The 23,604-nt window shown below is 71.7% G+C and carries 19 protein-coding genes; 9 read left to right on the forward strand and 10 right to left on the reverse strand.

Annotation, left to right across the window (positions count from 1 at the left end; genetic code table 11):
* Positions 1-56: 56 nt before the first annotated feature.
* The 5 genes from NGB36_RS22460 to NGB36_RS22480 all read left to right on the forward strand — a co-directional run bounded on the left by NGB36_RS22460 (position 57) and on the right by NGB36_RS22480 (position 5,677).
* The gene (locus NGB36_RS22460; protein WP_255922293.1) at positions 57-1,055 is read left to right on the forward strand and encodes a DNA polymerase Y family protein; all 999 of its coding nucleotides are present in this window, start codon (positions 57-59) and stop codon (positions 1,053-1,055) included.
* A gap of 171 nt (positions 1,056-1,226) precedes the next feature.
* Complete coding sequence (locus tag NGB36_RS22465; RefSeq protein ID WP_255922205.1) at positions 1,227-2,156, forward strand: esterase/lipase family protein; 930 nt, start codon at positions 1,227-1,229, stop codon at positions 2,154-2,156.
* Between the two features lie 304 nt (positions 2,157-2,460).
* Positions 2,461-3,990 carry a carboxyl transferase domain-containing protein gene (locus NGB36_RS22470; protein WP_255922206.1) on the forward strand — a complete coding sequence of 510 codons (1,530 nt, stop codon included), beginning with the start codon at positions 2,461-2,463 and terminating at the stop codon, positions 3,988-3,990.
* A gap of 56 nt (positions 3,991-4,046) precedes the next feature.
* Complete coding sequence (locus NGB36_RS22475) at positions 4,047-5,300, forward strand: methyltransferase domain-containing protein (RefSeq protein WP_255922207.1); 1,254 nt, start codon at positions 4,047-4,049, stop codon at positions 5,298-5,300.
* Positions 5,297-5,677 (forward strand): GntR family transcriptional regulator, encoded by a 381-nt coding sequence (locus NGB36_RS22480; protein ID WP_255922208.1) that lies wholly within the window; start codon positions 5,297-5,299, stop codon positions 5,675-5,677. The genes NGB36_RS22475 and NGB36_RS22480 overlap by 4 nt, the downstream gene beginning before the upstream one ends.
* Before the next feature lie 12 nt (positions 5,678-5,689).
* Here NGB36_RS22480 and NGB36_RS22485 read toward each other — a convergent pair whose 3' ends face one another.
* Positions 5,690-7,102: a CoA transferase gene (locus NGB36_RS22485; protein WP_255922209.1), complete on the reverse strand. Its 1,413-nt coding sequence runs from the start codon at positions 7,100-7,102 to the stop codon at positions 5,690-5,692.
* Positions 7,103-7,157: 55 nt separating this feature from the next.
* Here NGB36_RS22485 and NGB36_RS22490 point away from each other — a divergent pair, with 55 nt between their 5' ends.
* Positions 7,158-8,480, forward strand: coding sequence for a GH39 family glycosyl hydrolase (locus tag NGB36_RS22490; protein ID WP_372509503.1), 1,323 nt, complete (start codon positions 7,158-7,160; stop codon positions 8,478-8,480).
* A gap of 6 nt (positions 8,481-8,486) precedes the next feature.
* Here NGB36_RS22490 and NGB36_RS22495 read toward each other — a convergent pair whose 3' ends face one another.
* The 6 genes from NGB36_RS22495 to NGB36_RS22520 all read right to left on the reverse strand — a co-directional run bounded on the left by NGB36_RS22495 (position 8,487) and on the right by NGB36_RS22520 (position 16,636).
* Positions 8,487-11,741: a lipopolysaccharide biosynthesis protein gene (locus tag NGB36_RS22495; RefSeq protein WP_255922295.1), complete on the reverse strand. Its 3,255-nt coding sequence runs from the start codon at positions 11,739-11,741 to the stop codon at positions 8,487-8,489.
* 277 nt (positions 11,742-12,018) lie between these two features.
* Entirely contained in the window at positions 12,019-12,828 is an 810-nt protein-coding gene (locus NGB36_RS22500) for a polysaccharide deacetylase family protein (protein ID WP_255922210.1), read from the reverse strand.
* Entirely contained in the window at positions 12,825-13,796 is a 972-nt protein-coding gene (locus NGB36_RS22505; RefSeq protein ID WP_255922211.1) for a glycosyltransferase family 2 protein, read from the reverse strand. Before NGB36_RS22505 ends, NGB36_RS22500 begins: the two co-directional genes overlap by 4 nt.
* Entirely contained in the window at positions 13,793-14,638 is an 846-nt protein-coding gene (locus NGB36_RS22510; RefSeq protein ID WP_255922296.1) for a glycosyltransferase family 2 protein, read from the reverse strand. The genes NGB36_RS22505 and NGB36_RS22510 overlap by 4 nt, the downstream gene beginning before the upstream one ends.
* 478 nt (positions 14,639-15,116) lie before the next feature.
* On the reverse strand, positions 15,117-16,211 hold the full coding sequence (locus tag NGB36_RS22515) for a GNAT family N-acetyltransferase (RefSeq protein WP_255922212.1): 1,095 nt from the start codon (positions 16,209-16,211) through the stop codon (positions 15,117-15,119).
* A gap of 2 nt (positions 16,212-16,213) precedes the next feature.
* Complete coding sequence (locus tag NGB36_RS22520; RefSeq protein ID WP_255922213.1) at positions 16,214-16,636, reverse strand: DUF1616 domain-containing protein; 423 nt, start codon at positions 16,634-16,636, stop codon at positions 16,214-16,216.
* Between the two features lie 231 nt (positions 16,637-16,867).
* Here NGB36_RS22520 and NGB36_RS22525 point away from each other — a divergent pair, with 231 nt between their 5' ends.
* Complete coding sequence (locus tag NGB36_RS22525; RefSeq protein WP_255922214.1) at positions 16,868-17,128, forward strand: hypothetical protein; 261 nt, start codon at positions 16,868-16,870, stop codon at positions 17,126-17,128.
* Between the two features lie 28 nt (positions 17,129-17,156).
* Here the strand turns inward: NGB36_RS22525 and NGB36_RS22530 are convergent, their stop codons facing one another.
* The 3 genes from NGB36_RS22530 to hmgA all read right to left on the reverse strand — a co-directional run bounded on the left by NGB36_RS22530 (position 17,157) and on the right by hmgA (position 20,769).
* The gene (locus tag NGB36_RS22530) at positions 17,157-18,347 is read right to left on the reverse strand and encodes a type ISP restriction/modification enzyme (protein WP_308288906.1); all 1,191 of its coding nucleotides are present in this window, start codon (positions 18,345-18,347) and stop codon (positions 17,157-17,159) included.
* A gap of 313 nt (positions 18,348-18,660) precedes the next feature.
* Positions 18,661-19,407 (reverse strand): GntR family transcriptional regulator, encoded by a 747-nt coding sequence (locus NGB36_RS22535; RefSeq protein ID WP_255922215.1) that lies wholly within the window; start codon positions 19,405-19,407, stop codon positions 18,661-18,663.
* A gap of 18 nt (positions 19,408-19,425) precedes the next feature.
* On the reverse strand, positions 19,426-20,769 hold the full coding sequence (gene hmgA / locus NGB36_RS22540) for a homogentisate 1,2-dioxygenase (RefSeq protein ID WP_255922216.1): 1,344 nt from the start codon (positions 20,767-20,769) through the stop codon (positions 19,426-19,428).
* A gap of 184 nt (positions 20,770-20,953) precedes the next feature.
* Between hmgA and NGB36_RS22545 the strand changes: the two genes are divergently transcribed.
* Entirely contained in the window at positions 20,954-22,372 is a 1,419-nt protein-coding gene (locus NGB36_RS22545; RefSeq protein WP_255922217.1) for an aldehyde dehydrogenase family protein, read from the forward strand.
* 67 nt (positions 22,373-22,439) lie between these two features.
* Entirely contained in the window at positions 22,440-23,522 is a 1,083-nt protein-coding gene (locus NGB36_RS22550) for a Zn-dependent alcohol dehydrogenase (protein WP_255922218.1), read from the forward strand.
* Positions 23,523-23,604: the final 82 nt, after the last annotated feature.

The raw sequence follows: 23,604 nt of genomic DNA on the forward strand, positions 1-23,604 counted from the left end.
GGCAGACCACGGCTGAACGGAAGCTCGCCGCCGCGCCGGACACCGGTGGCCGGCCCATGGGCGCGAACGTGCTGCACGTGCGCTTCCGCCCCGCCGGCCGCCGCACGCCCCTCACGGAGGAGTCGTACACCTGCCTACTCGGCCTGCTCATGGAGATCACGCCGGTCGTCGAGGCGTTGCCACCCGACGCCGCCCTTGCCGATGTGCGCGGAAGCCTGCGCTACTTCGGCCGTACGCCGGCCGAACTCGCCGCCCTGATCAGGGTGCGGTCGCTGGCCCGTTACGGCATCGACTGCACCATCGGCGTCGCCGCCAACCCGCTGCTCGCCCGTATGGCCGCGTGCGAGGGCGGGCCCGGCGCGGTCTGTGCCCTCCCCGACGAGCCCGGTGCGGTCGCCGCGTTCCTCGACAGCAGACCGGCCGCCGCCCTGCACGGCGTCGGGCCGGCCACCGCCCAACTCCTGTGCGACTACGGGCTCGACAGCGTCGGCCGGATCGCCGCCGTGCCGCTCGGCACCCTGCAGCGCATCCTCGGTGCCTCCGCCGGGCGGCGGATCCATGACCAGGCCCGTGGCATCGATCCGACCCCGGTCACCCCGAACGCCCCCGCCCGTTCCGTCGCGGGCGAACGGCGCTTCGACCGCGACGAGCTGGACCCGGACCGCCATCGTCGCGCGCTGCTCTCCCTCACCGAGGAGCTCGGCACACGGCTGCGCGGCGACGAGCAGATCGCGGGATCGCTCACCCTCACCGTCCGTTACGCCGATCGGACCGCCACCACTCGTACCCGTCCGTTGCCCGAGCCGACCGCGCACACCGCGGACCTCACGCGCGCCGCGTACCGGCTGTACGCCTCGCTCGGTCTGCAGCGCGCCCGCGTGCGCGCGGTCGCACTGCGGGCGGAGGGCCTGACGGAGGCCGAACTAGCCGCACACCAGCTCACGTTCGACCCGGCCGACGACAAGGCGCGCCGGATCGAGGAGGCCATCGACCGTGCCCGCGCCCGCTTCGGGCCCCATGCCGTGCTGCCCGCCGCGCTCCTCGGCGCGGCGTGAACCGTGAGGGTGGATCACGGATTTCACACGCATGGCCGATTTTTTACTCGCAGGTAACTAGTCATTTTTACTACTGGTCCGTAACTTGGCGGAACGCGCGGCGAAGCTGTGATCCGGATCACGGGCCGTACGGGTCGCGGGACCCCAGAGCCTGACCTGCGAGGAGATCACATGAGCCTGCCCGCATCACCGAAACCGCCGAAACACGCCCTGACGCGCCGACGGCGCCGCGGCCTCGGCACACTGTCCGCCCTCGCCCTGGCCACCGCGGTTGCCGCCACCCCCACGGCGGCGAGTGCGGCAACCTCCGCGACGTCGTCGGCATCGGCGACCGCGCCGTCCAGCGGCTGGAACGACTACTCCTGCAAGCCGTCGGCGGAACACCCGCGCCCTGTCGTGCTCGTGCCCGGCACCTTCGGCAACAAGACCGACAACTTCCTCGCCCTCGCCCCCTACCTGGTCGAGCGCGGCTACTGCGTCTTCTCCTTCGACTACGGGCAGTTGCCCGGCGAGACGCTCTTCGACGGGCTCGGCCCGATCGCCGCATCGGCCCAGCAGCTCTCCGACGAGGCGGACAAGGTGCTCGCGGCCACCGGCGCTTCCAAGGTCGACATCGTCGGGCACTCGCAGGGCGGCATGATGCCCCGTTACTACCTGGAGTTCCTCGGCGGCGCGGCCAAGGTGAACTCCCTGATCGGCCTCGCACCCGACAACCACGGGACCACGCTCGACGGGCTGACGGCGCTGCTCCCGTACTTCCCGGGCGCGGCGCAGGCGCTCCAGGGCGTCACACCGGGGCTGACAGACCAGGTGGCGGGTTCGGCGTTCATGCAGAAGCTCAACGCGGGCGGGGACACCGTGCCGGGGGTGCGGTACACCGTGATCGCGACCAGGTACGACGAGGTAGTCACCCCGTACACCTCGCAGTTCCTCTCCGGGTCCGATGTGCACAACGTCCTCCTCCAGGACCTGTGCCCGCTCGACCTCTCCGAGCACGTGACGATCGGTCTGACGGACCGCATCGCTTATCACGAGGTCGCCAACGCGCTCGACCCCGCGACCGCCACTCCGACCACGTGTGCGTCGGCGGCTGACGGCTGAACGGCTGACGGCTGACGGCGGCGGACGGGGTGCCCGGTTCACACCGGGCACCCCGTCCAGTCATCCGCGCCCCGGCGTCACGAACGGCGGCGGCCTTGCGGCGTGCGGTCATCGTGGACGGCTCCTTCTCGGGTCGACGACGGAGCCGGGGGCGGCGAGGTGGGGGATCCGCACCCCGGCGCTGAGCACGCTAGCGGCGCGCGAGGGCCGGTCCGGCTGCTCGGACGGCGTATGAGCAATCCCTATGAGCCCGTTAGGGACCACTCATCGCTGATTAAGAACGGGACCGTGGCAGGGTGTCCGCATGACCGTGCAACAGCTGATCGATTCGGCGCTCGATCCGGGCACCTGGCGCAGTTGGGACGAGCCGGTGCCGGTGCCGGTGCGTGACGAGGACGCGTCGTACCGGGCCGCGTTGGAGCGCGCCCGCGCCAGGACCGGACGCGAGGAGTCGGTCGTGACCGGCGAAGGACGCATCCACGGGCGCCGGGTGGCGATACTCGCCTGCGAATTCGGCTTCCTCGCCGGTTCGATCGGGGCCGCGGCGGGGGAGCGGCTGGTACGAGCCGTCGAACGGGCCACCCGCGAACGCCTTCCGCTCCTGGCGTCTCCGGCGTCGGGGGGAACGCGGATGCAGGAGGGCACCATCGCCTTCCTGCAGATGGTCAAGGTCGCGGCCGCGATCGCGGACCACAAGGCCGCCGGACTGCCGTACCTCGTCTATCTGCGCCACCCGACGACCGGCGGGGTGCTGGCCTCGTGGGGATCGCTCGGGCACGTCACGGCCGCCGAGCCCGGGGCGCTCATCGGTTTTCTCGGACCGCGCGTCCATGAGGCGCTCTATGGGGAGGAGTTCCCCAAGGGCGTACAGACCGCCGAGAACCTGCTCGCCCACGGTCTCGTCGACACGGTGCTGCCCGCAGGGCAGTTGGCGGACGCGGCGGCGCGGGCGCTGGACGTGCTGTGCGGGGAGCAACGGCAGGGCGGTGATGCGGAGCCGGCGCCGCAGGGTTCGGCGTCGGGTTCGGTGCCGGGGGCGACACCAGGGCCGGTGTCGGGGCCGGCTCCCTCGGCTGAGGAATCGATCCGCCGCTCGCGGCGGCCCGAACGGCCTGGTCTGAGGGCGCTGTTGCGGCATGCGGCCGCCGACGTCACCCCGCTGAGCGGCACGGGCGCGGGGGAGAGCGACCCGGGGCTGCTGCTCGCCCTCGCACGGTTCGGCCCGACGCCCTGCGTCGTCATCGGCCACGACCACCGCAGCGAAGGCGCTCCGTCGCCGCTGGGGCCGGCAGGGTTGCGTGAGGCGCGGCGCGGGATGCGGATCGCTGCCCAACTCGGGCTGCCGCTCCTCACCGTGATCGACACAGCGGGCGCCGCGCTGTCGCAGGAGGCGGAAGAGGGAGGTCTTGCCGCGGAGATCGCGCGCAGCCTCGCCGATCTGGTCACTCTTCCCGCGCCCAGCTTGTGCCTGCTGCTCGGACAGGGCGCCGGCGGCGGCGCGCTCGCGCTGCTTCCCGCCGACCGGGTGCTGGCCGCGCGCCACGCCTGGTTGTCGCCGCTGCCTCCCGAGGGCGCCTCCGCCATCCTGTACCGGACGACGGAACGCGCCTACGAGATCGCTGAGCGGCAGGGCGTGCGCTCCGCCGATCTGCTGGCGCACGGCATCGTGGACCGGATCATCGAGGAGACACCGGACGCCTCCGACGCACCAGAAGTCTTCCTCGGCCGGCTGGGTGAGGTCCTGGGCGCCGAGCTCGCAGCGCTCCGCGCCCAGGACCGCACCGCACGGCTCGCCGCCCGCCGCGCCCGCTACCGGAGGCTGGGCCTGGACTGAGCGGACCGGGCCGCAGGTCGCAGGCCGTTGTCAGTGGCGGGTGCGAAGATCGGGGCATGGATACGAAGAGTGACCGGATCGGCAGTTCCCGGACCGACAGCAAGCAGGCCGACAGCAAGCAGGCCGGCAGGAAGCAAGCGGACAACCGGACCGACGCGGCACCGGACTGGGATGCGGCTGCCGCATCGTTCGACGACGAGGCGGATCACGGCCTGCGCATCCCCCAGGTCCGTACGGCATGGGCGTCACGGCTGCGCGCATGGCTGCCGGATCCGCCGTCCGACGTACTCGATCTCGGGTGCGGTACGGGAAGCCTCACGCTGCTGGCGGCCGAACTGGGGTATCGGGTCACCGGCGTCGACCGTTCGCCGCGGATGGCCGAACGGGCCGCGTCGAAGCTTGCCGCGAGCGGGGGCAGTGCGTGGGCGCGTGTGCTGATCGGGGACGCGGCCGAACCACCCGTCGGCGACGGGCGGTTCGACGTGGTGCTGGTCCGGCACGTGCTGTGGGCGCTGCCGGATCCGCGGGCGGCGCTGCGGCGCTGGGTGCGGTTGCTGCGGCCCGGCGGCAGACTCGTGCTGGTCGAGGGACGCTGGGGTGCGGCAGAGCCCGTCGCCTCCCGCGCCGGCATCCCCGCCGAGGCCCTCGCAGAGCTGGCCGCGCCACTGGCATCGCGTACGTACGTCGAGCAGCTCGGTCACGACCAGGCGTTGTGGGGCCGGGAGGTGAACGATGAGCGCTATGTCGCGATCGTCCATCCGGAGCCGGTTCGGCGGCGCCACAGCGAGATCGTCGATGTCCATCTGATCCTGCGGCAGGACGACCGGATACTTCTCGCCCGGCGCGCCAACACCGGCTATGCCGACGGCCTGTTGCATGCGCCGAGCGGGCGTGTCGAGGATGGCGAGGACGTGCGGGAGGCGCTGATACGCGAGGCCCGGGAGGAGATCGGAGTCGTCATCGACCCCGGCGACGTACGGGCCGCGCTGGTGATGCAGCACCGTGCGCCGGACGGGGATCCGCGCACCGGTTGGTTCTTCGAAGTCCGCAGTTGGAAGGGCGAGGCGGTCAATCGCGAACCCGACAAATGCTCCGAGCTCGGCTGGTTCCGGCTCGACGCGCTGCCCGACGACATGGTGGCGTACTGCAGGGCGGGCATCGACGCCTACCGCTCGGGCCGGCGCTTCGTCCTGCACTGGCACCGTCCGGGCGACGCGATCGCATACGACCCGCAGGGTCCCAGCCGCGCTGTGGGCCTGGAGCACAATGAGTGGCACAATCCGTCGCACCCCGCGGGAGGCCGCACGTGAGCCTGAAGATCATCGTCGATCCGGCGTCGGCCGCCCCGCCGTTCGAGCAGCTGCGGGAACAGATCGCCGGACAGGCGCGAAGCGGTGCACTGCCCGTCGGATACCGGCTGCCGACCGTTCGCGGGCTCGCCGGAGAACTGGGCCTGGCAGCCAACACGGTGGCCAAGGCGTATCGCGCGCTGGAGGCCGACGGAGTGATCGAGACGCGCGGACGCAATGGCACGTTCGTCGCTGCGGCGGGTGACGCGGCGGTCCACCAGGCGGCTGCAGCCGCAGCGGAGTACGCACGGCGCGCCCACCGCCTCGGCCTCGACCGCCGGGCCGCGCTCGCTGCGGTCGAGGACGCCCTGCGTGCGACATACGAACAGTCGGGATAGGACCCGGCACGCTCATTGCCAGCGGGGCTCGTCCGTGCCGGGGCGGCCGGGCGGGCGTGACCAGTCGGACGGGCCGCCGTCGATGCGGACCGGAGGGAGGGCATGGCGGAGGCGGCCGAGCGCGGAGTCGGTCTCGGTGAGATGGAGGTGGGGATCGTATGGATCCAGAGGGCCGATGCGTGGTTCGGGCCGGATGCGGTCGACGAGCCAAGCGGCGGTTGCGGCCAGGCTGAACCGCAGCACCCGGCCACCGCCTGCCGTGTGCCGCTCGGCCAGGGCACGCAGCACCGCGGCCGCGATGAGATAGCCCGTGCCGTGGTCCAGCGCCTGGGCGGGAAGGGCGCCGGGCCAGCCGTCCGGTGCCGCCTCGACCGCCGCGATGCCGCAGGCCGCCTGTACCAGGCTGTCGAAGCCTCGGCGCGCGGCCCACGGTCCGTCGCCGCCCCACGCGCACAGTTGAGCGACGATCAGGTCGGGCCGCTGCTCCAGCAGGACACCGGCCGACAGGCCGTACCGGTCCAGGGCGCCGGGCCGGTAGCCCGTCACGACGACGTCAGCCGTGACGAGCAGCTCCTCGAAGCGGGAGCGGTCCGCCCGCACGTCCAGGTCGAGCAGACAGGACCGCTTGCCGAATCCGGTGTCGGCGTGCGCGTCCGCGCTCTCCGGCAGCTGTGGTGAATCGACGCGCAGCACATCCGCGCCGAGCAGCGCCAGCGTCCGGGTGGCAACCGGCCCGGCGATCACCCGCGTCAGATCGAGCACCCGGACGCCGCGAGCAGGCAGCAGCACGCCGCCGTCGAGCGGGCCGAGCCGCCGTACCGGGGCGGCGCCCCCAGCCGCCCTCTCGACGCCGATGAGAGGCCCGGCGGCCGAGGCCCGGCCGGGTTCCGATGCGGCCCACTCCTGCGGCGTGCGCACAGCGACCGCGAGCCCGCCCTCCGCGTAGACCTGCTCCTGCACGTGTTCCGCCGCCTCGTCCCGGATCACGGCGGCGAGATGGTCGGCGAGCACCTTGTCCTCGTCGCCGTCGGGGATGCCGAGGGCGGCCAGCAACCGGGCACGGTGATGCGGGTAGTTGGCGTGCGTACGCACCCATCCGTCGGCCGCGCGCCAGAAACCGGAGAGCGGAGCGAACGTCGCCCCGGGCCGGCCGCCGATCGTCAGATGCCGTTCGCTGGCGAACGCCGCGGCAACCGCCCCGTCGTCCACCCGCACCGCCGGCGGGTCGCCGCCCGAGCGCACCGCCGCCAGCTCCGCGGCGGCGAGCGAGCACGCGGTGACAGTCGCCCGCGCCAGCTCGATCACCGGCAGCCGAGCCGTCAGCACACCACCCGGCCCGCCGGACGCCACCCGTTCCAGCGCCTGAGGGGCGCCTCCGACAGCCGCCCACGCCTCTTGCGTCGCGCCCTTGATCCGACTCGTCATGCGGACATTCTGCTCCGGCCCCGCTCCGGGCGGCCCGGCAGCCTACAGTTCCCTTGTGAGCCGCCGCATCGTCCTGCTGGCCGCCGTCGGCGTGACCGGCCTCGGGCTTCTGGTCGCCCTGTGCGGCGCTCCGCAGCCCCGCACGACCGGCAGACAGCCGACCGCGCAGCTCGGCTGGGGGTTCACCCACACCCAGTACAGTGCCGACCAGGGCAGCGCGGCCGACCGGAACACCGCCCTCGCCACCCTCTCCGCCCAGCCCCTCCCGCAGGACCAGGCCATCATGGGCTGGGGCACGGACAACCCTGAACCCGCGGCCGGCCGCTACGACTTCACCACCCTCGACAGCCGCATCGCCCTGATCCGCCGCACGGGCGGCACACCGGTGATCACCCTGTGCTGTGCCCCCGACTGGATGAAGGGCGGTCGTCCCGGCACCACCGACTGGTCGACGCTGGAGACCGCGCCCACTCCCGGCCACTACGCCGACTTCGCCGCGCTCGCAGCCACCGTCGCGCGTCGCTACCCCTTCGTGCGCCACTTCATCGTCTGGAACGAGTTCAAGGGATTCTGGAGTGACACCGCGGGCCGCTGGGACTACGAGGGCTACACCCGCCTGTACAACCTCGTCTATCGCGCCCTGAAGCACGTCGACCCGCAGATCATGGTGGGCGGCCCCTACCTCGACATGGACAGCCTCGCGCCCGGTGACGACTCCAACGCCTCAGCCGTCGGCGGCCCTTGGGGCAGCCTCGACCAGCGCACCGTCGATGCTCTGGACTACTGGCTGCGCAACAAGGCAGGCGCCGACTTCCTGGTGGTCGACGGCTCCAGCACGGGCAGCGACAACAGGCTCTCCCCTGACGCGTTCACCGCGACCACGAAGTTCTCCGCCGTCAGCCGGTGGCTGCGCCGGATCAGCGGCCTGCCGGTGTGGTGGGCCGAGTGGTACGTCGAACCCGAAGGCGTCCAATGGCCCGACGACGAACTCCTCGCCGTCCAGGCGGCCGCCATGATGGAGATCGCCAAGGGCGGCTCGTCCGCCGCCTTCTACTGGAACCCCGAGACCGAGAGCGGCAGTTGTCCCGGCTGCCTGTGGCGCAGCACGGCAGCGGGCGCCCCGGGCGGAGGCACCGGGCTGCCGATGCTTCAGCTGCTGCAGCGCTTCGCCTCGGCCTTCCCGCCCGGTACTCCGCTGCGCGCCGTCACCGTCGACACCCCGGCCGTGCGTGTGCTCGGCGACGCGCGAGCCGTCCTCGCGGTCAACACCACCGCCCGGACGGTGCGCGCCCGGGTCGACGGTCACCGCGTCGACCTGGGGCCGTACGCCGTCGTGTGGACGACATCGATGCCGTTGATGACGCCGACGACACCCTGAGCCGGTTCAGCTCAGCGTCACAAAGCGGTCGACGACGGAGATGAGGACCACCACGAGCAGCGGCACCGCGGCGATGAGCGACAGCCGCATGCCGCGCCCGCGCCGCTGCGGTGCCACCAGCACCCGCGCCAGCTCGCGCGCCCCCAGCAGGACGATCAGCGCCAGGGCGGCGATCACCCCCGCGACCGTCCACGGCGTCCACGTGATCACCGGACCGGCCTCGCCGGTCACCGGCCGCGGCACCCGGCCCGCCGGCGGCGAGGAAAGCTGGTACACGGTGGCATCGGCATCCGACATCGCTACCTTCAGCTGCCCGTTCCCGGTCAGTGCGGCGCCGAACCGCCCCGGCCAGTCGGACGGATAGCCGCCGTCCAGCTCGAGCGACTCCGTCAGGCCGCTGCTGACGATCAGGTAGGAGTTGGGCCCGGCGCTGCGCAGATCGTCCACCAGTACCCCGACCCGCGTCGGATCGTGCGGTGCGAGCACCGGCACATAGTCGACCTTCTCCATATCGCGGGCCATCCACGGCAGGTTCGGCGTCACGTCGGTCGACGGATCCTTGCTCGGCCACAGCAGCCGGGCCGACGGCGAGTCGTGGTCGTAGACGAAGTCCATCGCCGCGACCTCTCCCGTCCGCACCCGTTCGAACGGCTCGTTGCCCCAACGCGCCACCAGGAAACCGCCCATGAGGACGAGCCCGGCGAGCAGCGCGGCGAGCGGCCCGCGCCACGGACGGCCGGGGCGCGGCGTGCTACGGGGGAAGAAGGCCAGCGCGGCAAGCACGCTGGCCCCTGGCAACGCGAAGAGGAAGACTCGCAGCGCCATTTCGCCGCCGTACGACTGCATGCCGAAACCGAGGAACGGAACGAGCAGCAGGATCAGCATCGCCCGGTCGCTGTAGCCGGTCCGTCGTCTGCGCAGCCAGCCGTAGGCCGCGAGCGCCAGCACCCCTGCGGCGAGCCCCACCCGTGCGTACAGCACCAGCTTGTGCGTGCTGCTGCCACCCTGGATACGGCCCGAGACGCTGGAGGTGACGTTTGCGCCGAGCGAGCCGAAGCTGCCGAACAGATCGCCCCAGTGGCCCGACCAGTACGGCTCGGCGAGATAGGCGACCCAGCAGATCACCATCACCCCGCACAGCAACGGAAGACCCCGCAGGTCCACGCGGCGCCAGACGACGAGGGCGGCCACCACCCCCGTCATCACAAAAGGGGTGAGCTGATGGCTGACGACCGAGGCCGCAAAGAGCGCGATCACGAGGACGAGCAGCACCGCCCGTTCCCGCGGCTGCGCACGATGCGCCTGCGCCTCACCCGCAATCGGCCCCGTACCCTCACCCGGCGTGCCGAACCACACCAACAGCACGGCCACGAACATCAGATAGAAGAAGTAGTTGACCGACTGCGGTGAGAAGTAGTCCTGACCCACCCAGCCGCACAGCGCGAACAGCCATGCCGCGCACCACTTGGTGCGCCACCCGGCCCGCACCGCCCGCAACAGCAGCATCATCGGCGCCAGATACAGCAGTTCGACGGCGAGCGGCCACCAGCGCAGCACCTGAGTCAGATCGCTGATCCCGCAGGCCTTGGTGACGAGCGCGACAGCCGCGAAGAATCCCGGCCAGGAGAACCGGGCATCCAGATACGGCCGTGCGGTGCCGGTCCGGTCGATGTACTCGATGAACCCGGCGTGCTGCCAGGCGGTCGCGAACCGCGGCTGGGCCTCGAGCAGCGCAGGCACGCCGTGCAGTGAGACGACCGTGGCCAGCAGGACGGTGAGCAGCAGCACCGTGCGCGGGGTGCGCAGCCACAGCCCCCAGCAGAAGGCCACGACCAACAGGGCCGAGCCGAGCAGCGTCAGCGGCGGCAGGACGGATATCAGGCCGAGCCCGTTCATCCGGTTGAGCGAGGCGTCGTTCATCCCCCGCAGCGGCAGCCAGTACAGGGCGAGCGCGACGACCAGCGTCACCCAGCTCCCCGCCCCGGGCGCCCGCCCTCGCCATGTCCTGCGCACTCGAGCCCACATCCGCGTCCGTGACGATTCCCGTATCTTCCGTACCGGCCGCGCCCTGAGCACCTGCGCAAGCCCGAAGCAGGCGACCACCGCGATCACGCTCTGGCTCGCCAGCTCCGCAACGCCCGCTCCCACGATGCCCAGCGGATGCAGCAGCGCCATCGTCGACCCCAGCACCAGCACGCACAACAGCCCCTGCAGCACGGCGATCCTGGAGGTGCGGCTCTGCGCGCGCAGCACCCCGAAGTACGCCTCGAACAACACCCGCGTCAGCGACGCCAGCGCCATGAGGCGCAGCAGCGGTGCGGCCTCGGCAGCGTACGCGGGACCGAAGACATGCAGCACCGGCGAGGCGAAGACGGCCAGGAACATACAGATCGGGATCATGATCCGGGCCATCCGGCCCAGCGCCGCACGGCAGTTCTCCGCGATCCGCGAGGGATCGTGGGCGCCCTCGACGGTCAGCGATGCGCCCATGTTGATCGCCAGCAGGTCGACCGTGCTGCCGATCGTCGACGTGACGTAGAAGTACGCGTTGTCCTGCGGGCTGATCCGGGAGGCGACCAGCACCGGCACGAGATAGACGACGGCGAGTGCGAACAGCGAGCCGGTGCAGTCACCGGCCAGGAACCGCCGGACCTCACGCCCCGTAGGCGGCACCGCGCCGGCCCGCGTGGCCTCGATGTGCCGCGGGATGAGCCGCCGGAAGACCAGCCAGCCCAGCGGCAGCACGGACAGGGCGATCGCCGCGACCCACGAGACGAACACCCCCGTCGCCGGGACGAGCGCGGCGAGGACGACCAGAAGCACCAGCTTCCCCGTGGAGAAGACGGTGTTCCCGACCGGCACCCACACCGCGCTGCGCAGCCCCGTCAACACCCCGTCCTGCAAGGTGAGGACCGACCAGGCGATCACCGAGCCGATGAACGCGAGCCCGGGCAGAAGCCCGTGCAGGAAGTGGTACGACGGTCCCCACAGGCCGAGCGTGAGCAGAAAGACCAGTGCGGCGGCCGTCACCACTGCGGCGCTCGCCAGGTACGTGCGCACGACGAGCCTGGCCGTGTGCTTCCCCGCCACGGGGATGAAGCGTGCCAGCGCCCCCGTGAGCGTCACCGCGGCGATCCCGGCGAGGAACTTCATCGCCGCGATCGCCGCGGAACCACGGCCGACCGCAGCGTCCGGGTAGTACCGCGCTGCAACCAGCCAGTAGCCGAGGCCCAGCACCGCCGACACCCCGGTGTTGAGCATCAGCGCATACGCATTGCGGAACAGCGGGTCGCGCGCGCCCCGGCCGCGCGGCGGCCGGACCGGCGGTGCTTCGTTCGCTTCTCCGCCCTCCCCCTGATCCGCGGGGGGACCTCCGCCCAGGCTCCGCGGACGGCCTGCGGTGCCGGAGGCATGCCTCTCGACAGGAGCCTCGGCCGGCCTCCCCCACCTCCGCGGGGGGACGCCCTCCGCCTGCTGGCGTGCGTCGCTCAATGGCGTCTCCTCCGGCTCCTGAGCCGGCTGCTGGGCGGTGGTCGTCTCAGACACTGGCCTCGCGTACCTTCCGCACTGCGCGGCGCGTTCGCCGGATGATCGCGTAACTGCGGGTCAGCGCCCGGTCGCTGGCGAAGTGGAATCCAAGACGCCGACCCTCCACCAGCCGCTCGAACTCCTCGATCCCGGTGGACCGCCGTACCGTCACCCGCCGCAGTGCGTACGGCCCCTGCGTCGGGTGGGCCATGCCATTGCCCACCGCGAGCCCGACTCCGTAGCCGGCGGCGCGCACGAAACGCCGTACCCGGCGGCTCGAATATCCGTACGGGTAGGCGAACGAGCCCGGAGCCGTCCCCAGCTCCTCGTGCAGGATCTCCTTGCAGCGCACCACCTCGAACCACAGGTGTTCGTCGGGGAGCTGGTCCAGCTGGGGATGGCTGTGGCTGTGCGCTCCGATCTCCAGTCCTGCGGCGGCCAGTTCACCCACCTGCGCCCAGTCGAGCATGGTGTCCGGTGCGCCGGGGGTCAGGTCGGCGGCGGGCCGCCCGCGCAGCCAGCCGGTGGAGACGAACAGCGTCGCCACGAATCCGTGGCCCTTGAGCGCGGCGAGGGCATGGCGGTGCACCCCCTCGTAGCCGTCGTCGAACGTGATCAGCACGGGACGCGGCGGCAGCGGCCGCCGGTCCCGCCAGGCCTCGGCGAGCCGCCCCGCGGTCACCGGGGTGAACCCGCCCGCGGCGAGAAGCTCCATCTGCTGGGCGAACGCCACGGGTGCCACCGACAGCCGTCGCGCCGCCCGGGACGGGACGTCCGCCACGGCGTGATACATCAGCACCGGCACCGGCGAACCGCTCATGCGACCGCTCCCCCCGTCCCCCCACGGCCCCCGCGCGCCCGCAGACTGCCGAGGGCGTACCCCGCGCCGGCCGTCGCCACGCCGGCCACGATGGCCCCCGCACGGGCCGCGCCTCCTGCGCGCCCCAGCAATGCGTCACGCGCTCCTCGCAGCGCGCCCACCGGCAGCACGCGCGTGGTGTAACGGCGCTCGGAGGCGAGCCCCGCCCCCACGCCCACACGACGGGTGACCAGCGCCTTCGACAGGCCCTCCGCCCAGCAGCGGGCGCGGAAGTACGAGAAGCTCTCCCGCGCCCGCGGCACCCGGTGGTGGATCACGGCGCGGTCGTCGATGAGCACCACCGCGTCCGGCAGCGCCCGCTGCAGCCGGATGCACAGCTCGGTCTCCTCGCAGCCCAGCGGCCGCCGGTCGCCGTCACGCCCGATGCCGGTGGCGAAGCCGCCCGCCGCGTCGAACGCCGTGCGCCGGAAGGACGCGTTGCCACCCAGCACATTGCGCACCTGCACCCGGCCCGGCGGCAGTCCCAGATAGCTGCAGCCGACCACCCAGTCGAACTCGCGCGGGAACCACACGGGCCGGCGGCCCGACGACCAGACGGGCACCGTCCGTCCGCCGACCGCCATCACCCGCGGCTCCTCGTACGCCGCCGCGAAGTGCCGCAGCCAGTCGCGCTCGGCCACCGCGTCGTCGTCGAGGAACGCGATCACCGAGCCGGTGGCGGCGGCGATGCCGGTGTTGCGGCCGGCCGACAGGCCGCGCGGACCGGCGTTGGGCAGGACGACGACCGACGGATCGTCCTCGTAGTGTGCGCAAAGGCGGCCCAGCAAAACGGGGTTGTGGTCCACCACGAGCAGCATCTCGTGCGCGGGCAGGCTCTGCGTGGCCACCGAGGCCACCGAGGCGAGGATGTCGTCCCAGCGGTCCTCGGTGTACACGCAGATCACCACGGAGAGGGTCTCCGTGCTCAAGAGCCCTCCCCCAGACCCACACCGCCCGCTGCCGTGAGCACGGCGGGCCGCCGTCTGCGACGTCTGCCGCCCCGCTCCCGCACGATCACCTTCAGCACCCGCAGACCGTCGCGGACCGCTCGCAGGTTGCTCGCGCCGTGGATGCGCAGATGTTCGTGGCTGGGGATCTCCTGGACCCGCAGCCCGGCCTTGACCACCCGTATGTTCATCAGGGTCTCCACTTCGAATCCGGCGCAGTCCAGGGCGATGTGGTCCAGGCAGTGGCGCCAGAAGGCGTTGTAGCCGTAGCACAGATCGGTGTACCGGGCGCCGAACTTGGCATTGACCAGGGCACACAGCACCCGGTTGCCGAGTCTTCGGATCAGCGTCATGTCGTCGGTGCCGCCGCCGTTGGCGAACCGCGAGCCTTTGGCGAAATCGGCCCCTCCCACGAGCGCCGAGACGTACGAGACGATTTCCCTGCCGTCGGCGGACCCGTCCGCGTCCACCATCACGATGATCTCTCCGGTGCATGCGGCGAAGCCGCTGATCAGTGCGTCTCCTTTGCCTCTGCCGAACTGGTCGACGACGGTGACCGACGGCCACAGTTCACGGGCGACCTTCACGGTGTCATCGGTGGAATGCCCGTCCACCAGAATGACTTCATGTATCCAGGGCGGGAGTGTTGCGAAAACGTGCGGGAGATTTTCCGCCTCGTTCATCGCGGGTATCACGACACTGACGGGCGGTGCAATTGCCAGATGCGAAGAAACCGGCCGGAAGGCCGGCCCGGCGACGGAGCCGGCTAATGTCGCTCTTAAAGGCGGCTGGTCCGGCGCGGCTGGTTGCGCGTAGGAAGTCACGATTCCAATTCCCTCTCGTCCGGGGGATCGTTCACGCGGGACGGTCCTGAGGTATGTCCGGTTCGAAAGGGGGGTCTCACCACGCCCAGAGAATGCCCCCAACTGGCATGCGGGCATGATGAGTTGGCATAGGTGACAGGCCGCGCGGCGCGCGGCTCGGCACATACGCGGTGTCCGAGCACGGCACCCCCCTACCGCGCCCCGCACCGGAACCCATCGCGGCCTGCTCAGCCCTCCCCTGGGACCGCTTTTCATGATGGGGCGATGCGGGTGGAAGTACGACGGTATTGATAGTCGGCACTCTATGGCAAGACCTGCACCGAGGATTACCCTTTGGCGGAATTGCCGTCATGATGTCGCTTTGATCTTGTTGTATCGACAGATCATGTGCGATGCCGCAATTTTTCTGCCATGACCACAGACACATGAGCCGCGCGCGAGGTTGTACGAACGGAAGTGCGATACAGGCCAGCGGTGTTCACCCGCGGGAGCGCAGCCGCCCCAGCCGCTTGAGAAGCCAGTCGGCCGGATCGCGCAGCTCCGGGCGGCCGACCACGGTGTTGCGCAGCGCCCGGACGGGCGCCCGCCGGGTCCGGTGCAGGGCGGCGACCGGGTGCGGACGCGTCACCCAGCCTTCGCCGACGGTCAGATCGCGTGTCTTCAGCGACTCCTTGTACGGCATCGCACCCCGCCCGAGATCGAGATAGGCGGTGCCGTCCAGCGCGGCCGCCTCGGCCATCCGCAGGCACAGCACCAGACCGGGGGAGTACTTCGCGTACCCGGTGTCGTAGGCCGGGAACCAACAGGCCAGGACGTGCGGCGAGTGCAGCCCGAAGTGCGCGGCGACCGGCAGCCCGCCCGCGTACAGCACCGAGAGCCGCCCGGCGAAGTGGTCCTCGCGCGAGTGGAAGAGATGCTCGACGAGCCCGACGATCCACGGGCGCGCAAACCGGTCGCTGCGCCCCGTCCGCCGGTACTGCGCCGACTTCCAGGCCATCAGGGTACGCAGCACCGCCGGGTCCCGCTCGTCGTGCACATAACGCAGCTCTCCCGCATCGCGCGCAAGGCGGCGCTCCTTGGCGAGCGTGGTGCGCGTGAACTTCGGTGCGTGGCTGCGCAGATGGCGCAGATACGCCTCGTACCCCAGCTCGATGTCGATCACCGGCGAGGCGTAGCAGCCGCTCACTCCGGACTCGAACGGTTTCTGGCCCTCCACCAGGTGGTCGAACTCCCAGATCGCAAGCCCGCAGGCGCGCAGCAGCTCCCGGGCGTCCCACTGGAAACCCGGCCGGTGGACGAGCCCCTGGCAGTCCGAGAGCCCGAGCCCGACCGCCCGTCCCACCCCCGTTGCCGTGCGCTCGAAGGCGAAGAATCCGGCCGGCTCGCCGTCCTCACGGATCACCGCGACGCGCACCCCGCGCCGGAACCGGCCCACGGCCAGGGCGAATTCGAGTGACAGAAACGGATTGGCGAGGCCCGGGAAGCCGGAGCGCCAGGCCCGGGACTGCATGCGGGCCCACGCCGCCCGGTCCGCACCGCTCAGTTCCCCGGGCCGGTGGAGCGTGATGTCCACGGCTAGGGTGCCCTCTTTCCCGGTGCCGTCGGCCGGCGGTAGGCGCGCCGCACCAGCGGCAGCAGGAAGAGTGCGATGCTCACCACGGCCACCGCGGCGACGCCGCCGCGTATCGACCACAGATGCAGCATCAGCATCACCTGCGCGACGATCAGGTCGATCACGACCGAGCCCGTCACGGCCACGACGATCCTGCTCAGCGGGTCCAGGCCGCGCAGTACCGAGGCGAGCGCCGCGCCCGGAGCGACGACCAGGAAGAAGAAGGTGAACGGTGCGCGCAACGGCGAGCCGATGTCCGCCAGGGCGAGCACGGCACCGACCCCGCCGGTCCCGAACGCGGCTCCCGCGAGAAGCGGCAGCGATTCCCTGGCGACCGACTGCCTGACGGATGGCCTTGTGACGGATTCCTTGGTGATGGGATGCATGGACGGCTCGCCCCCCTCAACCCCCGCGACCCGGGCTTCAATGTCGCGCAGCGTACACAACTCCGTCAAGTACGTCCGCGAAGGACCGGTCTTGCCCAGATCGTTATGGAACATGGCGTCAACACGCGGGCATGGCAGGTGAATCCGCGGCCTCGGATCCCCGCGTGACGCGTAGGAGCGATAGGGTTACGCTGCCCGGGCCGGGTGCCCTCGTACGGGTGGGGAGTGTCAATGGAACAGATAGTGCGCAGCAGGGCGCGAGTCCCTGCCATCAACTGCGGTAGTCGCGCGAGCAGTGCGCGTCTCGACCGCCATCTCGCGGTCCTCGGCGGCCCTGCCGTGCCGCCGCGCGAGACGGCCGAGGCGACATCGCTGATGCGTGAGCTGACGACGCGCGACCAGGCCTGCGCCAAGGAGAACCGCGGCGCCCGGCTTTCGCTGTTCGCCCCGCTGCGCAGGCTTCGCCGCACGCTCTTCGGCAACCGGGGCTGAACGGCGGAGGTATCGGTCGCACCAGCCGTTACACCAGCACGAACTGCCCCTCCGGCCCTTCTTCGTGATGGTCGAGCACGGAGGCCGGGCGCCGCACGGCATCCGGCACCGGCAGGATCCCCGCCCGCCGAAGATCGTCCGTGCCGATGCAAGGGCCCGCGTCCAGGAGCCGGCCCAGCTCCCGCTGTTCGCCGCGCAGGCCGGCGAGCAGCGCGAGGACCGTGACCAGTTCGAGCAGCTCCGACGTCCACTCCTGCGGCCAGGCGCGTACTCCGATCGCCGCAAGCGTTCCGGCGGGCGCTGTGGCGGTGCGCGAGGCGAACCAGCTCTCCAGCACGCCGACCCCGCCCACCCGGAACTCCCACACCGCCTTCGGCACGGGGGCGATCCGGCCCTCCCCGACGAGAAGCGCCCGCTCCTCGGCGTCGTACCGCAGTCCTGCTGGGCACGCCGGCAGCGGTGCACGGACGTACGGCCGTTGCCCGCCGGGGAGCCGCGGCCGCTTCCCGGAACCCTCTCCCCGCAGCTCGACCCACCGCATCCGCCGCCCGACGGCGACCCCCATGTCCCACAGCTCGGGACGGGTGGTCAGCGGCACGACGTGTCCGCCGAACCCGTCCGCGCCGGGGTGCGCCGTCGCCGTGATCCAGGCGAGCACGTCGTCGGCGCCGACCTCGCGCCCCAGAAGCCCTGCGAGAAGCCCGGTCAGCCCGGGTGCCAGATTGGGCTCGCGCCCACCGGGGCGCCGGTACAGCGGCCGGATCCGCCCCGCACGCCCGGCCGGTGACCGCCCGTCCGGCACCAGCGTGCTGAGCACCAGCAGCTCGTCCTGTTCGACGACGAAAACCTGACGCGCGTCCGCAACCCGCCACATTTCGGGCCGTGCTGCATCGATCAGCCGTTGATCGGGTATCAGCCACTGCTGGTCGAACGCGCCGTGCAGCACCCGCACCGGCTCGGGGCACGGGCCGCTCTCCCGGGCCATCCTGCCCGTCGGCGCGGCATGTCCCGGCAGTTGACCGACGGCGCTGTGCAGCGTACGGGAGCGCGTGGGGCAGAAGAGCACGCCCCGCTGCTCCTCCTCCGCAACACCGACCAGTGCGTTCCAACGGGCTCGCAGCGAGCCGGCATCCGGAGCCATCACCCAGCCGCGGCCGAGCCGTAGCGGAGCGGCGGACCAGGGCATCAGATCATCGAGCAGGGGCACGTCGTCGCTCACCGCTCAGATGGTACTGACGGTGGCCGACAGTGTGCCTCCGGCCGGGTGGATCCGGCCGGTCCGTACGGAGCAACGCGGCGCGCCGCCTCGCCTGCCGCACGCGGCCGAGGTGCGCTGTCAGAAGTCGTCGCTGTCCGAAGTCGTCCCCGTCCCATGGTCCTCTACGGAAGGGGTTCCCGGTGAGACGTTGCAACAAGCCGCTGCTGCGGCGGGCCACCCGAGCCGTCGCCCTCGCGGTCTTGGCGGTGTTCTGTCTTGCGAGCGCGCCCGCCGCCCTGGCCCGGGAGGTCCACCACCCCAGGCCGCACCGGCATCAGTCGGTCTCCAGGGTGACGGAGAAGGAGAAACGGTCGCCCCGGTAGTGGATGCGGGCAACGTCCACCACCCGGCCGCTCTCGTCGTAGGTCACGCCTGTGTAGTGCAGGATCGGGCTGAGCAGCGGCACCTGGAGCAGCTCGGCGGTCTGCGGGTCGGCGAGCCGTGCCTCGACGGTGTCGGTGATCCGGCTGATCCGTACCCCGAGACGGTCCTTGAGCACCTTCGTCATCGGCCACCGTTCCAGGTCGCGGGGGTCGATCCGGTCGCCGAGACCGGGGAGTACATGGTTCTCCGCCCAGTTGGTCGGCTCGCCGCCGTCGTCGACGCGCAGCCTGCGGAACCAGGCGGCCTCGGCCAGGTCCGGGAAGTACCCGCCGAGCTCGGGCGGTACGGGACGGCGGCCGTGGTCCAGCAGGGTCGACCGCATGCCCGACTGCTGGGCCACGATCGCGTCCACCGAGCCGAGCAGCCGTACCGGTGCAGCCCGCCGTGCACCGGGCTCGATGAAGGTGCCGCGCCGCCGGTGACGGCTGATCAGCCCCTCCTCGACCAGCGGCTTGAGCGCCTGCCGGACGGTCAGCACGCTCACCCCGTAGTGCGCCGCCAGCGCGTCCTCGGTCGGCAGCCGCAGGGGCGCGTCCTGCGGCCTGCCGAGTATCGAGGCGCGCAGCGACTGCGACACCTGATACCACAGTGGCAGCTTGCGGTTCAGGACGATCGAGTCGGGCGCGAATTCGGTCACGGGGCGTATCCGATGCGGTCAGGACGTGAAGTGGCGCTCCAGACCCTGCCATACCGCGTCGTACCCCGGCTGGCGGTGGTCCGCGCCGAGCGCCTGCGCCGTCGGCACCACAGGCCAGCGCGTTTCGAACATGAAGGCCAGGCCGTCGTCGACCTTGTGCGGCTTCAGCTCGGCCGAGCTCGCCGCCTCGACGGTCTCACGGTCGGGCCCGTGTGCCGACATCATGTTGTGCAGCGACGCCCCGCCCGGCACGAACCCCTCCGCCTTCGCGTCGTACGCCCCCTCCACCAGGCCCATGAACTCGCTCATCACATTCCGGTGGAAGTACGGAGGACGGAAGGTGTCCTCGCCGACCAGCCAGCGCGGGGCGAAGACCACGAAGTCCGCATTGGCGAGCCCCGGGGTGTCGGACGGCGAGGTGAGCACTGTGAAGATGGACGGGTCGGGGTGGTCGTAGCTGATCGAACCGAGCACGTTGAAGCGATTCAGGTTGTAGACGTACGGCACGTGGTTGCCGTGCCACGCGACGACGTCGAGGGGGGAGTGGCTGTACTCGGCCGCCCACAGGTTGCCGCCGAACTTGTTCACCACCTCGACCGGTTCGTCCCGGTCCTCGAACCAGGCGACGGGCGCGAGGAAGTCCCGTGCGTTCGCCAGGCCGTTGGCCCCGATCGGGCCGAGCTCGGGGAGGCGGAACGGCTGCCCGTAGTTCTCGCAGACATAACCGCGCGCCTCGCCGTCGAGCAGCTCCACCCGGAAGCGGATCCCGCGCGGGATCAGCACGACGTGCCCCGGCTCGGCGCTCAGCAGCCCCAGCTCGGTGCGGAGCAGCAGCCCGCCGCGTTCGGGCACGATCAGCAGTTCGCCGTCGGCGTCCGAGAAGACCCGGTCGGTCATCGAACGGTTCGCCGCATACCAGTGGATGCCGATCCCGGTCCGCTGCAGCGCGTTGCCGTTGCCGCCCACCGTCACCAGGCCGTCGACGAAGTCGGTCGGCGCCTGGGGGAGCGGCAGCGGGTTCCAGCGCAGCCGGTTGGGGTCGGGTTCGACCTCGGTGAAGGGTGCCGTGCGCAGCTGCCTGTTGCCGATCCGGTGGAACGCCGGATGGGCCGCCGAAGGCCGGATCCGGTACAGCCAGCTGCGCTGGTTGTGGTGGCGCGGCTCGGTGAAGGCCGTGCCGGACAGCTGCTCGGCGTAGAGGCCGAGCGGTGCGCGCTGTGGTGAGTTGCGGCCCACCGGCAGGGCGCCGGTCACCGCCTCGCTGACGTGCTCGTTGCCGAAGCCGGGGGAGTACGTGAGACCGGCCGCGATCTTGCGGGCCGCCTCCGAGCCGCCCGCGACCCCGTCGTGCGTTGTGCCCATCGCCTGCTCCCTCTCCCTCACCTAGTCGCCACTGAATCCTATGCTCGACCATAGGATTGCGCGCGGCAGGCCGTCAATGATGCGGGGGCACCTGGCGCCGCCTGCTGCGGTGTGACTACGTTGAGGAGCTACCGGCGAGTCACCGCACCCGCTGCGACCGCACCCGTTCTGGGAGGACGACGACGTGAAGGCCCACGAGGCGATGTACATCGACGGTGACTGGCGGCTGCCGGCGGGCCCGGAGACGGTCGAGGTGGTGAACCCCGCCGACGAGCAGGTCATCGCCGCCGTCCCGGCCGGAACGCCCGCCGACGTGGACGCGGCCGTCCGGGCCGCGCGCGAGGCCTTCCGCGGCTGGGCGGCCACCCCGCCCGCCGAACGCGCCGCATGCATCGCCGCGCTGAGCGAGGCCATCGGGTCGCGCAAGGACGAGATCACGGCCACCGTGACCGCGGAGCTCGGCTCGCCGCTCTCCTTCAGCCGCGTCGTCAGCGCCGATCTGCCGGCCACGGTCGCCGCCTCGTACGCCACGCTGCTGCAGACCCACCCCTTCGCCGAGCGGATCGGCAACTCCACCGTCCACCTCGAACCGGTCGGCGTGGTGGGGGCGATCACGCCCTGGAACTACCCGCTGCACCAGATCGTCGCCAAGGTGGTCCCGGCGCTCGCCGCAGGCTGCACGGTGGTGCTCAAGCCCGCCGAGGACACCCCGCTCGTCGCCCAGCTCTTCGCCGAGGCGGTGCACGAAGCCGGCTTCCCGGCAGGGGTGTTCAACATGGTCACCGGCTACGGCCCGGTCGCGGGCCAGGCGCTCGCCGAGCACGAGGGCATCGACATGGTCTCGTTCACCGGGTCGACCGCCGTCGGCCGGAAGATCGCCGCCGCAGCAGGCGCCTCACTCAAGCGCACCGCCCTCGAACTCGGCGGCAAGTCGGCCAATGTGATCCTTCCGGGCGCCGACCTCGCCCGAGCCGTCAACGTCGGAGCCGCCAACGTCTTCGCCAACTCCGGCCAGACGTGCAGCGCCTGGACCCGGATGCTCGTCGACGCCGAGGGCTACGACGAAGCCGTCGCGCTCGCCGCGGCCGCCGCCGCCAAGTACGTGCCGGGCGACCCGACGGACCCTGCCACCCGCATGGGGCCGCTCGTCAACGCCAAGCAGCGCGACCGGGTGCGCGGCTACATCACCAGGGGCATCGAGGAGGGCGCCCGGCTGGTGGTGGGCGGCCCCGAGGCACCGGAGGGCCGCAAGCGGGGCTTCTACGTCCGCCCGACCGTCTTCGCCGACGTGAGGCCCGGCATGACCATCGCGCAGGAGGAGATCTTCGGTCCCGTACTGTCCATCCTGCGGTACGAGGACGAGGATGAGGCGCTGCGGATCGCGAACGGCACGGTCTACGGCCTGGCGGGCGCCGTGTGGTGCGACGACGAGGAACGCGCCGTCGCCTTCGCCCGCCGGATGGACACTGGCCAGGTGGACATCAACGGCGGCCGCTTCAACCCGCTGGCCCCCTTCGGCGGGTACAAGCAGTCCGGTACGGGGCGGGAGCTCGGCGCCCACGGCCTGGCCGAGTTCCTCCACACCAAGTCGCTGCAGTTCTGATCCCCTCACCCTGACCCCCGAACCCGCACACGCAACCCCGCACACGCAACTACCGCAAGGAGCCGCTGTGGTCCGCGCCGCTGTCCTGCCCGCCGTGGGCGCCCCGCTGGAGATCGCGGAGATCGAGCTGCCGGAGCCCGGTCCGGGCCAGGTCCGGGTGCGGCTCGCGGCCGCCGGGGTCTGCCACTCGGACCTCTCGCTCTCCAACGGAACGCTGCGGCAGCCGGTGCCGGCCGTGCTCGGCCACGAGGGCGCCGGCACGGTGGCGGCGGTCGGCGAGGGCGTCACCTCCGTCACGCCGGGGGAGCATGTGGTCCTCAACTGGGCGCCGTCGTGCGGGGCGTGCCACTTCTGCGGGCTCGGCGAGCCGTGGCTGTGCGCCAACGCCGCGGCGGGCACCACGCACCCGTACGCCAAGCGGTCGGACGACGGCAGCGAGCTCTACCCGGGACTCGGCACCGCCGTCTTCGCCGAGGAGACCCTGGTGGCGGCGAACGCCGTGCTCCCGCTGCCCGCGGGCGTGCCGCTCACCGAGGCGGCCCTTCTCGGCTGCGCGGTGCTCACCGGCTACGGCGCCGTGCACCACGCGACCCGGCTGCGGGCCGGCGAATCGCTCGCCGTCTTCGGTGTCGGGGGGGTCGGCCTCGCCGTCCTGCAGGCCGCACGCATCGCAGGGGCCGGACCGATCGTCGCCGTGGACGTCTCGCCGGAGAAGGAGGAGCTGGCGCGCGCTGCCGGTGCCACCGACGTCCTCCTCGCCTCCGAGGAGACGGCCAAGCAGATCAGGAAGCTGACCGGCGGCTACGGTGCTGATGCGGCCATCGAGTGCGTCGGCCGCGCGGAGACCATCCGCACCGCGTGGTCCGCGACCCGCCGCGGCGGCCGCACCACGGTGGTGGGCATCGGCGGCAAGGACCAGCAGGTCACCTTCAGTGCCCTCGAACTCTTCCACTTCGCCCGCACCCTCACAGGCTGCGTCTACGGCAACAGCGATCCGGCGAAGGACCTGCCCGTGCTCGCCGAGCACGTCCGTGCCGGACGGCTGGATCTGGGTGGTCTCGTCACCGAGCGGATCGGCCTGGAGGAGATCCCGGCGGCCTTCGACGCGATGCTCGCGGGCCGAGGCGGACGCGCGCTCGTCGTCTACTAGCCCACTGCGCCCCGCCCGGCTTGGCCTAAGCGCTTGCTCAGCCATGACGGTATGGTGGTCGCGCGAGGCCGACTGCGGCAGA

Origin of the sequence: Streptomyces humicola (genome assembly GCF_024436035.1) — a bacterium.
GTDB classification, from domain to species: domain Bacteria; phylum Actinomycetota; class Actinomycetes; order Streptomycetales; family Streptomycetaceae; genus Streptantibioticus_B; species Streptantibioticus_B humicola.